Origin of the sequence: Paracidovorax wautersii, assembly GCF_900113035.1 — a bacterium.
Taxonomy (GTDB): domain Bacteria; phylum Pseudomonadota; class Gammaproteobacteria; order Burkholderiales; family Burkholderiaceae_C; genus Paracidovorax; species Paracidovorax wautersii.
In genome coordinates, this window is record NZ_FONX01000008.1 from 24,623 (window position 1) to 37,528 (window position 12,906).

Genomic DNA, 12,906 nt, shown 5'->3' on the forward strand with positions numbered 1-12,906 from the left:
TTTCTTCCCGCTTCTTCATCCGACTCCGCATGAACGCCCAGCCCACTCCTTCCGCCGCCCCCGCAGCCGCCCCCGCGCAGCGCGCCGCCACGCCGCTCTGGCGCACCCAGCTGGGCACCTACCTGGGCCTGGCCGCCGTGCTGGCCGGCATGGTGGGCCTGTTCTCCTGGATGTCCGAATACTTCTGGAGCGTGGACACCTTTGTGACCATCGCCAATGAGATCCCGGCGCTGGCCGTGGTCGCCGTGGGCATGACCTTCGTGCTCATCATCGCGGGCATCGACCTGTCGGTGGGCTCGGTGATGGCGCTGTCGGCCGCCACCTCGGCCGCCGCCATCCTGCAATGGGGCTGGCCCGTGCCGGCCGCCGCCGCGCTGGCACTGGCCACCGGGCTGGTGTGCGGCACCATCACCGGCGCCGTCTCGGTCGCCTGGCGGCTGCCGTCCTTCATCGTGTCGCTGGGCATGCTCGAAGCCGTGCGCGGCAGCGCCTACCTGGTCACCGACTCGCGCACGCAGTACGTGGGCGACGCCATCTCCTGGCTGGCCGCGCCCATGGTGGGCGGCGTCTCGGTCGCCTTCCTGATCGCCGCCGTGCTGGTGGTGGTCGCGCAGCTGGTGCTCACGCGCACGGTGTTCGGCCGCAGCGTGGTGGGCATCGGCACCAATGAAGAAGCCATGCGCCTGGCGGGCGTGGACCCGCGCCCGGTGCGCATCATCGTCTTCGCAGTCACCGGCCTGCTGGCGGGCCTGGCGGGCCTGATGCAGTCGGCCCGGCTGGAAGCAGCCGACCCCAACGCCGGCAGCGGCATGGAACTGCAGGTGATCGCCGCCGTGGTGATCGGCGGCACCAGCCTGATGGGCGGGCGCGGCTCGGTCGTGACCACCGCCTTCGGCGTGCTCATCATCGCCGTGCTGGGCGCGGGCCTGGCGCAGATCGGCGCGAGCGAGCCTTCCAAGCGCATCATCACCGGCTGCGTGATCGTGGCCGCCGTCATCATCGACACGCTGCGCCAGCGCCGCGCGGCCGCCTGACGCACCGCCCCACGCCACGCACAGCCGCCCACCATGGCCACGATCAAGGACGTCGCCCAGCACGCCCAGGTGTCGGTCACCACGGTGTCGCACGTGCTCAACGGCACGCGCCACGTCAGCGCCGCGGGGCGCGCCCGTGTCGAAGAGGCCATCCGCACGCTGGGCTACGTGCCCAGCGCCATCGCCCGCAGCTTGAAGCGCAACAACACGCGCACGCTGGGCATGCTGATCCCCAACAGCTCCAACCCCTACTTCGCCGAGATCGTGCATGCGGTGGAAGACCGGGCCTTCGGTGCCGGCTACAACGTCATCCTCTGCAACACCAACGACGAGCCGCACCGCCAGGGCAGCTACCTGCAGGTGCTGGCCGAGCGGCGCATCGACGGGCTGATCGTCGTCTCCACCGGCCATGACGCCACCCTGCCCACGCAGCTGGCCGGCCTGACCGTGCCGACCGTGCTGGTGGACCGCGAGATCGCCATCGGCGAGCAGCCCGGCGACATGGTGGAGACCGCCCACCACCAGGGCGGCCTGCTGGCCACCCGCCACCTGCTGTCGCTGGGCCACCGGCGCATCGCCTGCATCGGCGGGCAGGAGGGCCTGGCGCCCAGCGAACAGCGCATCGCCGGCTGGCGCGCCGCGCTGGCCGAGGCCGGCGCCAGCGTGCTCGCAGGTAGCGAGGCGCTGCTCTGGCACGGCCACTTCACCAGCCAGGGCGGCTACGAAGCCATGCACGCGCTGCTGCGCAGCCCCGTGCCGCCCACCGCCGTCTTCGTCTGCAACGACCTCATGGCCATGGGCGCGCTCTGCGCCGCGCACGAGCGCGGCCTGCGCGTGCCCGAGGCGCTCTCGCTCGTCGGCTTCGACGACATCGAACTGGCCGCCTTCACCAGCCCGCCGCTCACCACCGTGGCCCAGCCCAAGCAGCGCATCGGCGCACTGGCCGTGGACATGCTGATGGAACGCATCGAAGGCCGCCGGCAGGCCGCGCGCCAGGTCATGCTGCAGCCGGAGCTGCGCGTGCGCGCCTCCACCGCCGCCCGCCAGCCCGGCGCGGCCACCGCAGCGGCCATCCCGACACCGACCACAACAACGAACCCCGTCCTTTCATGAAAGACCGCGTGACCGCGCCCCGCATTGCCGTCGTCGGCAGCCTCAACATGGACCTGGTGCTCCAGGTCGAACATGCCCCGCAAGGCGGCGAAACCGTGCTGGCCCAGAGCCTGCGGCTCGTGCCCGGCGGCAAGGGCGGCAACCAGGCCGTGGCCTGCGCGCGCCAGGGCGCCCGGGTATCGCTCTTCGGCCGCGTGGGCGACGACGACAACGGCCGCGCACTGCGCGCCGCGCTGGATGCCGACGGCATCGACCACAGCGGCGTGCTGAACGACCACGCCGAGCCCACGGGCGTGGCCGCCATCACCGTCGAATCGACCGGCCAGAACCGCATCGTGGTGGTGCCCGGCGCCAACGGCCGCTTCACGCTGGACGCCGGCCTGCTCGGCGCCGCGCTGCATGGCGCCGGCGGCCTGGTGCTGCAGTTCGAATGCCCGCTCGCCGAAGTGCTGGCCGCCGCCCACCAGGCGCGCGCCGCCGGCTGCCCGGTGCGGCTCAACCCCTCGCCAATCCAGCCCCTGCCCGACGCGCTCTGGCCGCTGGTGGACACGCTGGTCGTCAACGAAGGCGAAGCCGCCGCGCTCGCCGGCCAGCCCGTCGCCACGCCCGAAGAGGCCGCCGCTGCCGCCCAGGCTCTGCGCGCGCGCGGCCCGGCGCAGGTCGTGGTCACGCTCGGCGCTGCCGGCGCCGTGGCCGCCGACGCGGCCGGCTGCCGCCACCACCCCGGCCTGCGCGTGCGCGCCGTGGATACCACCGCCGCGGGCGACACCTTCCTGGGCGCGCTGGCCGTGGCCCTGGCGCGCGGCGACACGCTGGACGAGGCCGTGGGCGACGGCATGCGCGCCGCAGCCCTGTGCGTGACCCAGCCCGGCGCACAGCCCTCCATCCCCACCCGCGAAACGGTGCTGCAAAGCCTGCCCGCCCCTGCCTGGACCGCCCTGCCATGAAACGCACCGCCCTGCTGCACGCAGAACTCTCGCACGCCATCGCCAGCCTGGGCCATGGCGACATGCTGGTCATCGGCGACGTGGGCCTGCCCATCCCGCCGGGGCCCCGCCGCATCGACCTGGCCCTGACGCCCGGCATCCCCGCCGTGGCCGACGTGCTGCGCGCCGTGCTGTCCGAGATGCAGGTCGAACGCGCCGTGATTGCCACCGAAGCCGTGGCCCGCGAAGGCGGCGACCTGCCCGCCTGGTGCGTGCTGCCGGTCACGCCGGAACAGCTGCCGCACGACGACTTCAAGCGCCTCACGGCCCAGGCGCGCGTGATGGTGCGTACCGGCGAATGCACGCCCTACGCCAACGTGGTGCTGGTGGCGGGGGTGACGTTCTGAGCCTGAACGGGTGGTACGCTGGCCGGTTCCACAGGTTGCGGAATCCGGGCCCTCATTGATGTTGCAAGGATTTTCACCGGCTGCAACTCACCGGCCTGGCTTCAACACACGACACTGACTGTCGTGAATCGGTCATTGACGTTGAAGATGTGCCTCACTGATCTGGTCAGAAGCTGTGAATGGATCGGCTCCCATACTCAGCGGCTGCTATCGGACACTAGCAGTCGGTGGTGGCAGGTGAAAGCGGGCGCTTAACGTCGGAGGTAAGCAGCGCCGCTAGGCGTCCGCTTGACCGAAGGGTTAGGCACCAGCACCTCCAGAGTTGCCGATGAAATAGAAGTCGCGTCTTCGGCAGGCTTGCTCCAATTGCTGCATGTTGGCGGGTTCAAGACGGTATAGCGGCATGCCCTCAAACTCTAGAATGCTTTGCCCGGCATACCGTGTGTCGCGACTCATTGCTACGACTTTAAAGAAGAACTTGCCATTGCTGCCCGCGTCTACGGCATAGGATCGGCCGCGCTCAGTAGGCTTGAGATCAAGCTCAAGCTCCTGATCTCCTTGCATCGCGGAAAATTTGTAGAGCTTGTGAAGTTGCCCACTTGCACTCATGGCTTCAATGACAAATTGGCCTGGTGCATAGTAATTCTCTGGTAGCTCAGGGGCGAACAACAGGCCGTCTGAGTTCTCGCTTGCCCTGCAAAGGTAGAGTACTTTCTTCATTTAGACCGAATTTCGTGGCGTCTTGCGATCGTTAAGTAGTGTCTCGGCGGCCTTGCTTTCGAACTTGTGTTGGTCAGCGTCAACCCGCGTAGTGCCCACTATCGGGGACCACACAACGTTTGAACCGAATGTGTGTGTTCGGGTTGCAGACGCAGCCTTGATCTTGTTTCGCTCGGAAAGTGCCTCGGTTCGGGATAGCAGCAGCGGATCGAGTTTGAAGTAGTCGTCATCTGGGACACTCAGTTCGACGACTGCAGCGTCCGCCTTGTGCACGTTCCTCGCCCAAGACTTGGCAACCCAAAGGTACTCTCCGGTGTAGAACCCCATCCCGAGTTCTCCGCCACCTTTTGTGATATCGATCAAGCCAGCCAATATTAGGGCAGCGTCTGAATTCTTTGTGCCGTGATACAGATCCATAGTTGAACGAGATGCCTAACGTAATGTAGACCGCACCAAACCGCAGGCCATATCTGGCACTTGCGGTCTAAATTGGTGCGACAAAAACGCGGAAAGGGGCTTATAGCTTGGCTTGACGGCGCGTATTCTGTATGAATATACAGTAATAAATTCAGCCATGAAACCCGCCTCCCCCCTGTGTTGCGCGCCACACGGTTGTTGGACCAGATCCGTGAGCGAATCCGTTATAAACACTATAGCCTGCGCACAGAGCAGGCCTACGTGCAATGGGTGCGCATGTTCGTGAAATGGCACGGCTTGCGGGATCCACGAGACATGGGGTAGCTGGAAATCGAAGGTTTTCTAGCCATGTTGGCCTAACGAGCGGCGGGTGGCGGCTGCCACACATAACCAAGCGTTGATTGCATTGCCATTCCTCTACCGCGAGGTGTCGGGCATGGACCTGCCATGGCTCGATGGCGTGCAGCACCCGCGCACGCCCAAGCGCATTCCCTCGGTTTTGACGGTGGCCGAGGTGGCTGCTCTGCTATCGGCGCTGAGGACCGATATGGACTTGCTGGCCGCCTGCTGTGCGGTACCGGCATGCGACTGATGGAAGGCCTGCGCTTGCGAGTCAAGGACGTGGATTTTGACCGTGGGTTGGTCGTGGTACGGAGACCCGCATGCAGAAGTTCGGCGAGACATTGAAAGGCAGGGCCCGCCACATCAAGCGCGATGGCGTGACGCTCCGGTTCGCGGGCAAACACCCAGCGACTCCCTGGCATGCCAAGGCACTGGGCTTCTTCGTGGTCGCCTATGCGCTGAGCCCGATCGACCTCATCCCCGACTTCATCCCGGTACTGGGCTATCTGGATGATGTCCTACTACTGCCTGCATTGATCTGGCTTGCGGTGAGATTGCTTCCCGCACCGGTATTGGCCGACTGCCGCCGCCAGGCAGACGAGTGGATGCAGGCACAGGGGCGAAAGCCGCGCAGTCCGTTCGGCATCGTGCTGGTGGTGTGCGTCTGGCTCGCATGCGGCTTGGCAGTTTGGATGGCCTGGAAACGCTAGAAGGGCCACTTCGGGCCCTCCCGCAAGTCCGACCAAAGCGGTCAATCCCTGTCGATGCCCAGCCTGCCAGCAGCAGAGTTCTTCGCACCGGAAACCGACACCAACCTTCCAGCCTTGCCCAAGCCAAATGCAGGCATGTTGACGTAGATGTTTTCGAAAGTTCCTGGCGACACGGAATATGTTTCGTGCCAGATGCCGACGGACCCATCGGTGCCGATGGACTTGTTGAAAGCGCGCCATGCCGGCAAATGCTCCGAGCTTCGGCTCTTCGCATAATCCAGCAATTGGCCCATCGAACGCCAGTACTGCACCATGATCGTCGTGCGCCCAAACCACATCTCGGCGTGCAGGAAGCCGAGTTCTGGCTGCCGATAGAGCTCTTGGATCATGCGAGGCATGGCACGCGCGACCGGAACCCACTTGTTGACGGCAAGAGGCTTGTTGATGCGCATGCCGATGAGGAAAACGACGAATTCCCCCTCCAGCACTCCGGTGACGCGTTCTTTATGGATCATGGCGTGATGCGCTGTCAGCTATCTTTCTAATAGCGGAACCCGTGGCTGGAGCCTCAAAACCTCTCCCACCCCTGCAGGAACCGCCACTCCCCTTCCGGCACCTTCGCCAGCGGCACGCGGCCGATGCGGATGCGCTTGATGGCTTCCACGCGCAGGCCCACGGCCTCGCACATCGACGGGATCTGGCCCGGGCGGATGCCCTTGAGGGCGAAGCGCAGGCGGTTCTCGTTCTGCCAGCTGACCTTGATGGGCGGCAGCGGCCGGCCGTTGAACGAGAGGCCGTGGCACAGGCGCTCCAGCCCGCGCTCGGCGATCTGGCCCGACACGGTGACGATGCATTCCTGCTCCAGCGACTCGATGTCTTCGGCCAGCTTGCGCGCCACGCGGCGATCCTGCGTATAGACGACGAGGCCGCTGGCCTCGGTGGGCAGCGGGGTGAAGCATTCGAGCAGGCGGAAGTGGCGCTGCAGCACGCGCACGCCGCTCGCATCCTCGGCGGCATGGGTGTCGGCGCGCAGCAGCGTGACGGCCTGGGGCGCGCCCTGGCTGCGGCTGCCGTGGCTCTGGTGGCCGGAGCCCGGGCCCGCAGGGGCCTGCGCCGCGCCGCCCAGCCCGGCCTCGTAGCCGGCGGGCTTGTGCAGCAGCAGGGTGACGGGGGTCAGCTCCATCAGGTTGGCGTCGGGCGAGAGCGCCACGGTCTGGCCGGGCGAGACGCGGGCGCCGGGCGCCTCGACCACGCGGCCATCGACGCTGACCCAGCCGCCTTCGATGTATTGCTCGGCCGTGGTGCGCGAGCAGCTCAGCTGTTCGGCCAGGCGCTTGGCCAGGCGCACATGGGCGGGCGGTGGGGTGAGGGAGTTCGGTTGCAAGAAGGTCTTCCAGTTCAGAAATTGCCGGGCTCCATCGCCCGGATGCGCTCGACATGCGCCAGCAGCGAGCGTTCGGCCACCGGCCAGAGCCGCTCGGGCACGTCGCCATAGGCGTGGCGCACCCAGTCGTGCGTGCTGCTCTGGGGCAGCGCCTGCATGGCGGCCAGCACCTTGGCCTCGCGGGCCAGCCGGTGGGCCTTCAGGCGGGCGATGGCGCCGCGCGCATCGCCCAGCACGTAGCCGTGCGCGGGCAGGATGAAGTCGGCGCCATGCAGCGCGCACAGGGCGTCCAGCCGGTCCAGCGAATCGAGGTAGTCGGCCATGTTGCCATCGGGCGGGTCCACCACCGTGGTGCTGCCGTTCAGGATGTGGTCGCCGCTGAAGAGCAGGCCGTCTTCGCGCAGCAGCAGGCAGACATGGTTGGCCGCATGGCCGGGCGTGTGGATCGCCTCCAGTGTATGGGTGTTTTCCGGCGATGGCGCAGAAGGGGCGAGCGTGAGCAGCTCTCCATTCGATAGCACCCGGTCGGGCGTGAAGCGGCTCGCGGCGCGGGCCGTGGGCGCCGAGGGCAGGCCCAGCACCGGCGGGCGCGGCCGGCCGTGCGCGGCCACGCGGGCGGCGAGCGGCGCGGCGCCCGGGGAATGGTCGGGGTGCGAATGCGTGCAGACGATGGCGCGGATGTCGCCGCCCGCGGCGCGCCAGAGGCGCTCCAGGTGCTCTTCGTCCTCCGGGCCGGGGTCGATGGCGATGTAGCCCGTGTCCGGGTCGCCCACCAGGTAGCTGTTGGTGCCGGGGCCGGTCATCACGCCGGGGTTGGGCGCGGTCAGGCGCTGCACGTTCTTCAGCAGGGGCACCGGCCGCTCGGTCTGCCAGTCCAGCGCGTGCAGCATCTGGCCGTCGGGGCAGACCAGGGCCAGCTCGCCGAAGGGCGGCTCGTGCTCCATGTAGCGCGCCTCCTGGCCCGCGAGCAGGCCGCTGCGCGGGCAGCTGGACCAGAGCGGCGCCTCGTCCTGCTGCTGCGCGACGGCCTCCAGCACGGCGCCGGCGCTGCCGAAGGCGGCCAGCCGTTCCAGCGTGCGCACGGTGGGGAAGATCATGAAGAACTGTCCCGCCGCATGCCGCGCCAGCGCGTCGGCCGGGCGCACCCAGACGGGCTCGAACTGCTCGGATTCATCGGCCACCGGTTCCTGCCCCTCGGGCATGCGGGCGACGAGAAACGGCACGTCGAAGCGCTTGGGCAGGTCGCGGTCGGCCGTCCAGTGGGCCAGCACGAAGACGGCATCGGCGGCCAGCGCAAGGCCGCGCGCCTGGCACTGCGGCGCGAAGGGCGCGGCGCGGTCCAGCGCGGCGATGTCGGCGGCATCGGCGAAGCGCCCGTCGGCATGGCGGGCCAGCAGCACACCCAGCTCTTCGAAGCTCTCGCGGATGGCGGCGATGGCCTGCGTGAGCCGCAGATCGCTCTGCCCGGGACGGCGCTGCGCGGCCGCATGCGTGGCGGGCGCGGCATCCAGCGCGTCGATGGCGCCGCCGGGAAAGACGTAGGCCCCGGGCGCGAAGCTGGCATGCGGCGAGCGGCGCGTCATCAGCACTTCGAGCACGCGGCCATCGCCGCCATCGCCGCCGGGCGCGGGCGCATCGCGCAGCAGCAGCACGGTGGCGGCGGCCCGCGTGGCGACGGGCTCGCGGTGGGGGTGGAGTTGTTGGCTGGAGCGGGGCATTGGGGGATTATGGGCAGCCGGGCGGCATCGCGGGGGTCGCCTGCGCTTCACCCCTGCCCTGCCCCCGCAAGACTCGCCACCGCCGGCAACGCTGGCGGACGGAGTCAGGCACCGCGCTCAGCCGATGAGCAGCCGGGCGCCCACGGCCAGGATCAGCGCCGGCGGCATCACCAGCACGCCCAGCTTGAGGAAGCGCAGGAAGCCGACATCGGCGCCCTCGCGCCGCAGCGCCGACAGCCACAGGATGGTGGCCAGCGAGCCGGTGATCGACAGGTTGGGCCCCAGGTCCACGCCGATCAGCATGGCGTCCACCACCAGCTGCGGCGGCGTGGCCTGCTGCAGCACGGTGCTGGCGACCAGGCCGGCCGGCAGGTTGTTGACCACGTTGGAGCCCACGGCCACCACGGCGCCGGCCGCCGCCGCAGTGCCGGCGGCGTTCGCCTGCACGCCGCTGGTGAGCCAGCCGGCCAGGGTGCCGATCACGCCCGTCTGGTGCAGCGCCTCGACCAGCACGAAGAGGCCGGCCACGAGGGGCAGCACGCTCCAGGAGACGTCCTTGATCACGGGCCACGGATTGGCCTTGTCGCGCAGCAGCACCACGGCCGTGGTCAGCACGCCCATGATGCAGGTCGGCAGGCCCAGCTCGATGCCCTTGGCCGACACCGTCATCAGCACGACGGCCGTGACCACCAGCGCGCCCAGCGCCGTCATGCCGCCGGCATGCAGGGGCGAGACCTCGACGCGCGGCTCGCACCGGCCCGCGAGCTCGCCGCGCAGGGCCAGGCGCAGGCAGACATAGGTGGCCGCGATGGCCAGCAGCGAGGGCAGGCCGAAGCTCTTGATCCAGGGCAGCAGCGAGGGCACGTGCGCGCCGTACATCACCAGGTTGGCCGGGTTGGAGATGGGCAGCACGAAGCTCGCCGCATTGGCGATGAAGGCGCAGATGAAGAGGTACGGCAGGGCCGGCGTGCGGGCCTTGCGGGCCGCGGCGAAGACGGCCGGGGTCAGCACCACGGCCGTCGCGTCGTTGGACAGGAAGGTGGTGATGACCGCGCCGATGGCATAGATCAGCGTGAAGAGCCGCATCCGGGAGCCGCCGGCCAGGTTGACGGCGTGGCTCGCCACCCAGTCGAAAAGGCCCTCGCGCCGCGCCGTCTCGGACAGCAGCATCATGCCGATGAGGAAGAGATAGACGTCGTTGCCCTTGGCGACGGCGGCCAGGACCTCGTGCATCGGCAGCAGGCCGAGCAGGGCGACCAGCGCGGCGCCGGCCACGGCCCAGATGGCCTCGGGCAGTTTGAAGGGCCGGACCAGCACGCCGGCCGTGGCGGCGGCGGCGATGGCCCAGATGGTGACGTGGGAAGCGAGCATGGCGGGGTCAAGAGAGGCGTTGGCCGGGGGCGCCAGTGTAGGTAAGCGCGGAGTCGGAACGCGGGCGCCCATCGCAATACCCGGACGGGCGGGCACCGGCCAGAGGGAGCGAGGATAATTCGGCCATGCACATCCGCTTCACCAAGATGCAGGGCGCGGGCAACGACTTCGTCGTGCTCGACGAGACGCAAGGCCGCCTGGGCCTCACGCCCGCGCAGTACCGCTTCCTGGCCGACCGCCACTTCGGCGTGGGCGCCGACCAGATCCTCACCGTGCGCCCGTCGCCGGCCGAGGGCATCGACTTCGAATACGTGATCCACAACGCCGACGGCCGCGAGGTGGAGCAATGCGGCAACGGCGCGCGCTGCTTCGCCCGCTACGTGCGCGACAAGGGCCTGACCGGCAAGGACCTGCTGCGCGTGCAGACCATGAAGGGCGTGATCGCGCCGCAGCTCACCCCCGATGGCCGCGTGACGGTGGACATGGGCCGCCCGCGCTTCGCACCGTCCGAGGTGCCGTTCGACGCCGCCGGCCTGCAGCCCGTGCCGCGGGGCCAGGGCGAACAATGGCCGCTCGCGCTCGATGTGCCTGGGCATGCAGCTCCCGTTTTGATAGCAATCGCCTCCATGGGCAACCCGCACGCGGTGCAGCTGGTGGACGACGTGGACACCGCGCCCGTCGCCGCCACCGGCCCGCTGATCGAGCGCCATGCGCGCTTCCCGCAGGGCGTGAACGCCGGCTTCCTGCAGATCGTGAACCGCGGCCAAGTGCGCCTGCGCGTCTTCGAGCGCGGCTCCGGCGAGACGCTGGCCTGCGGCTCGGGCGCCTGCGCCGCCGTGGCCACGGGCATCCGCCTGGGGCTGCTCGACGCACGGGTGGACGTCCACACGCGCGGCGGCCTGCTCACCATCGCCTGGGCCGGCGGCGCCGAGGACGCGGTCTTCATGACCGGCCCGGCCACCACCGTCTTCGAAGGCCAGATCGAGATTCCCGACACACCATGACCCAACACCTGCCCACGCCCCCCGCCTCCTCTTCCGTGCCGCCCATCACCGAGGAAGACATCGCCGAGTTCCTGCTCAACACGCCCGGCTTCTTCGAGCGCCATGCCGAAGTGCTGGCCAGCGTCACCTTCACCAGCCCGCACAGCCAGCGCACCGTGAGCCTGCAGGAACGCCAGGCCGAGATGCTGCGCGAGAAGATCAAGGGCCTGGAACAGCGCGTGATGGAGATCATCCGCAACGGCAGCGAGAACACCGGCATCGCGCAGAAGATCCACACGTGGTCGTGCGAGCTGGCCGCCGTGCCCCAGGCGCAGGACCTGCCCGCCGCCGTCACCGGCGGCCTGCAGCGCCTGTTCGACGTGCCCCAGGCCGCGCTGCGCGTGTGGGACGTGGCCGCCCCCTTCCAGGGCGCTGCCTTCACCCAGGGCGCAAGCGCCGATGCCCGTGCCTTCGCCTCGTCGCTCACCGCCCCGTTCTGCGGCGCCAACCTGGGCTTCGAGCCCACGGCCTGGCTGCACCAGGCCTACCAGGTGCAGTCGCTGGCCCTGCTGCCGCTGCGCGAAGGCACGGTGGACGGCTCCGGCCCGGCCTTCGGCCTGCTGGTGCTGGGCTCGCCCGATGCACAGCGCTTCCAGGCCGACATGGGCACGGACTTCCTCGCGCGCATCGCCGAGCTGGCGAGCGCGGCGCTCTCGCGCCTGCGCTGAAGCCATGGCGAACGCGGCGGCGACGAGCGGCGACGCCGGCACGCCTGCGGCATCGCCACCCCCATCCCCACCGCCGCTGCCGCCCGAGGCGCTGCGCTACCTGGAGCACGTGCGCGTCGAAAAGCGCCTCGCGGCCCGCACGCTCACGCTCTACGCGCTCGATCTCGAACGCCTGGTGCGGCTGGCCGAGCCCACCGGCCTGCCGCTGCTGCAGCTGAGCAGCGGCCACATCCGCCGCTTCGTCGCGCAGATGCATTCCGGCGGCCGCAGCGGGCGCGGCATCGCGCTCATCCTCTCGGGCTGGCGCGGCTTCTACGCCTGGGCCGCGCGCCAGGGCCTGGTGCCGCACAACCCGGTGCTGGACGTGCGCGCGCCCAAGTCCCCCAAGCCGCTCCCGAAGGCCCTGCCGGTGGACGATGCCGTGCGCCTGGCCGAACACGAGCATGCGGGCGCCGACCCGTGGCTGGAAGCGCGCGACGCCGCCATGGTCGAGCTGCTCTACGGCTGCGGCCTGCGCGTGGGCGAACTGGTGGGCCTGGACGCCGTGCCCGGCCCCGAGACGCAGCGCCAGGGGCGCGGCTGGATCGACCTGCAGGCGGGCGAGGCGCATGTCTTCGGCAAGGGCTCCAAGCGCCGCAGCGTGCCGGTGGGCCGCGCCGCGCTGGCCGCGCTGCAGGCCTGGCTGGCCCAGCGCGCCCAGCCCTTCGGCGGCGACGCATCGCCCCGGCTGGATGCGGCGCTCTTCGTGGGCCAGCGCGGGGCGCGGCTCACGGCGCAGTCGGCCTGGCTGCGCCTGCGCCAGCGCAGCCAGCAGGCGGGCCTCACCACGCCCGTGCATCCGCACATGCTGCGCCACTCGTTCGCCAGCCACCTGCTGCAGTCCAGCGGCGACCTGCGCGCCGTGCAGGAGCTGCTGGGCCACGCCAACATCACTACCACCCAGGTCTATACGCGGCTCGACTTCCAGCACCTGGCCAAGGTGTACGACGCGGCCCACCCGCGCGCCAGGCGCAAGCCGGGCGGCAGCGAAGAAGGCTGACGCACGCGGTTTTT

The 12,906-nt window shown here is 69.5% G+C and carries 15 protein-coding genes; 10 read left to right on the forward strand and 5 right to left on the reverse strand.

Features of this window, described 5'->3' with window-relative positions; translation table 11 throughout:
• Positions 1-29 precede the first annotated feature (29 nt).
• From BM070_RS13080 to rbsD, 4 genes are read left to right on the forward strand one after another with little or no spacing between them, the layout of a single operon-like run.
• Positions 30-1,034 (forward strand): ABC transporter permease, encoded by a 1,005-nt coding sequence (locus BM070_RS13080; protein WP_092939857.1) that lies wholly within the window; start codon positions 30-32, stop codon positions 1,032-1,034.
• Between the two features lie 33 nt (positions 1,035-1,067).
• Entirely contained in the window at positions 1,068-2,147 is a 1,080-nt protein-coding gene (locus tag BM070_RS13085) for a LacI family DNA-binding transcriptional regulator (RefSeq protein ID WP_092939858.1), read from the forward strand.
• Positions 2,144-3,094 carry a ribokinase gene (gene rbsK, locus BM070_RS13090; RefSeq protein WP_092939859.1) on the forward strand — a complete coding sequence of 317 codons (951 nt, stop codon included), beginning with the start codon at positions 2,144-2,146 and terminating at the stop codon, positions 3,092-3,094. The genes BM070_RS13085 and rbsK overlap by 4 nt, the downstream gene beginning before the upstream one ends.
• The gene (gene rbsD / locus BM070_RS13095; protein ID WP_092939860.1) at positions 3,091-3,480 is read left to right on the forward strand and encodes a D-ribose pyranase; all 390 of its coding nucleotides are present in this window, start codon (positions 3,091-3,093) and stop codon (positions 3,478-3,480) included. The genes rbsK and rbsD overlap by 4 nt, the downstream gene beginning before the upstream one ends.
• Before the next feature lie 300 nt (positions 3,481-3,780).
• On the opposite strand, the gene BM070_RS24250 is transcribed toward rbsD, so the two are convergent.
• On the reverse strand, positions 3,781-4,200 hold the full coding sequence (locus tag BM070_RS24250) for a hypothetical protein (RefSeq protein WP_139222828.1): 420 nt from the start codon (positions 4,198-4,200) through the stop codon (positions 3,781-3,783).
• A 594-nt stretch (positions 4,201-4,794) separates the two neighbouring features.
• Here BM070_RS24250 and BM070_RS24800 point away from each other — a divergent pair.
• The 3 genes from BM070_RS24800 to BM070_RS13110 all read left to right on the forward strand — a co-directional run bounded on the left by BM070_RS24800 (position 4,795) and on the right by BM070_RS13110 (position 5,669).
• Positions 4,795-4,941, forward strand: a complete 147-nt coding sequence (locus BM070_RS24800; RefSeq protein ID WP_245785212.1) for a phage integrase N-terminal SAM-like domain-containing protein — start codon at positions 4,795-4,797, stop codon at positions 4,939-4,941.
• A gap of 73 nt (positions 4,942-5,014) precedes the next feature.
• Complete coding sequence (locus BM070_RS24805) at positions 5,015-5,209, forward strand: hypothetical protein (RefSeq protein WP_175518489.1); 195 nt, start codon at positions 5,015-5,017, stop codon at positions 5,207-5,209.
• Between the two features lie 70 nt (positions 5,210-5,279).
• Positions 5,280-5,669, forward strand: coding sequence for a YkvA family protein (locus BM070_RS13110; RefSeq protein WP_092939862.1), 390 nt, complete (start codon positions 5,280-5,282; stop codon positions 5,667-5,669).
• Positions 5,670-5,710: 41 nt separating this feature from the next.
• Here the strand turns inward: BM070_RS13110 and BM070_RS13115 are convergent, their stop codons facing one another.
• From BM070_RS13115 to BM070_RS13130, 4 genes are all read right to left on the reverse strand, one after another.
• On the reverse strand, positions 5,711-6,184 hold the full coding sequence (locus tag BM070_RS13115) for a DUF4188 domain-containing protein (protein WP_092939863.1): 474 nt from the start codon (positions 6,182-6,184) through the stop codon (positions 5,711-5,713).
• Between the two features lie 53 nt (positions 6,185-6,237).
• Complete coding sequence (locus BM070_RS13120) at positions 6,238-7,053, reverse strand: rRNA pseudouridine synthase (protein WP_092939864.1); 816 nt, start codon at positions 7,051-7,053, stop codon at positions 6,238-6,240.
• 14 nt (positions 7,054-7,067) lie between these two features.
• A complete protein-coding gene (locus BM070_RS13125) occupies positions 7,068-8,771 on the reverse strand; it encodes an MBL fold metallo-hydrolase (RefSeq protein WP_092939865.1) in 1,704 nt (567 codons plus the stop codon).
• A 117-nt stretch (positions 8,772-8,888) separates the two neighbouring features.
• Positions 8,889-10,142, reverse strand: coding sequence for an arsenic transporter (locus BM070_RS13130; protein WP_092939866.1), 1,254 nt, complete (start codon positions 10,140-10,142; stop codon positions 8,889-8,891).
• 125 nt (positions 10,143-10,267) lie between these two features.
• On the opposite strand from BM070_RS13130, the gene dapF reads away from it, so the two are divergent.
• Genes dapF through BM070_RS13145 form a run of 3 tightly spaced genes read left to right on the forward strand, consistent with a single transcriptional unit; the run spans position 10,268 to position 12,892 of the window.
• The gene (gene dapF, locus BM070_RS13135) at positions 10,268-11,146 is read left to right on the forward strand and encodes a diaminopimelate epimerase (RefSeq protein WP_092939867.1); all 879 of its coding nucleotides are present in this window, start codon (positions 10,268-10,270) and stop codon (positions 11,144-11,146) included.
• Positions 11,143-11,853, forward strand: a complete 711-nt coding sequence (locus BM070_RS13140) for a DUF484 family protein (RefSeq protein WP_092939868.1) — start codon at positions 11,143-11,145, stop codon at positions 11,851-11,853. Before dapF ends, BM070_RS13140 begins: the two co-directional genes overlap by 4 nt.
• 4 nt (positions 11,854-11,857) lie before the next feature.
• Positions 11,858-12,892 carry a tyrosine-type recombinase/integrase gene (locus BM070_RS13145; RefSeq protein ID WP_092939869.1) on the forward strand — a complete coding sequence of 345 codons (1,035 nt, stop codon included), beginning with the start codon at positions 11,858-11,860 and terminating at the stop codon, positions 12,890-12,892.
• Positions 12,893-12,906: the final 14 nt, after the last annotated feature.

What these genes read in the sequence shown, in the direction of transcription:
- BM070_RS13130 (WP_092939866.1), bottom strand. Translation starts at nt 10,142, where the DNA reads ATGCTCGCTTCCCACGTCACCATCTGGGCCATCGCCGCCGCCGCCACG.
- BM070_RS13125 (WP_092939865.1), bottom strand. Translation starts at nt 8,771, where the DNA reads ATGCCCCGCTCCAGCCAACAACTCCACCCCCACCGCGAGCCCGTCGCC.
- rbsD (WP_092939860.1), top strand. Translation starts at nt 3,091, where the DNA reads ATGAAACGCACCGCCCTGCTGCACGCAGAACTCTCGCACGCCATCGCC.
- dapF (WP_092939867.1), top strand. Translation starts at nt 10,268, where the DNA reads ATGCACATCCGCTTCACCAAGATGCAGGGCGCGGGCAACGACTTCGTC.
- BM070_RS13080 (WP_092939857.1), top strand. Translation starts at nt 30, where the DNA reads ATGAACGCCCAGCCCACTCCTTCCGCCGCCCCCGCAGCCGCCCCCGCG.
- BM070_RS24250 (WP_139222828.1), bottom strand. Translation starts at nt 4,200, where the DNA reads ATGAAGAAAGTACTCTACCTTTGCAGGGCAAGCGAGAACTCAGACGGC.
- BM070_RS13085 (WP_092939858.1), top strand. Translation starts at nt 1,068, where the DNA reads ATGGCCACGATCAAGGACGTCGCCCAGCACGCCCAGGTGTCGGTCACC.
- BM070_RS13145 (WP_092939869.1), top strand. Translation starts at nt 11,858, where the DNA reads ATGGCGAACGCGGCGGCGACGAGCGGCGACGCCGGCACGCCTGCGGCA.
- BM070_RS13115 (WP_092939863.1), bottom strand. Translation starts at nt 6,184, where the DNA reads ATGATCCATAAAGAACGCGTCACCGGAGTGCTGGAGGGGGAATTCGTC.
- BM070_RS13110 (WP_092939862.1), top strand. Translation starts at nt 5,280, where the DNA reads ATGCAGAAGTTCGGCGAGACATTGAAAGGCAGGGCCCGCCACATCAAG.
- rbsK (WP_092939859.1), top strand. Translation starts at nt 2,144, where the DNA reads ATGAAAGACCGCGTGACCGCGCCCCGCATTGCCGTCGTCGGCAGCCTC.
- BM070_RS13140 (WP_092939868.1), top strand. Translation starts at nt 11,143, where the DNA reads ATGACCCAACACCTGCCCACGCCCCCCGCCTCCTCTTCCGTGCCGCCC.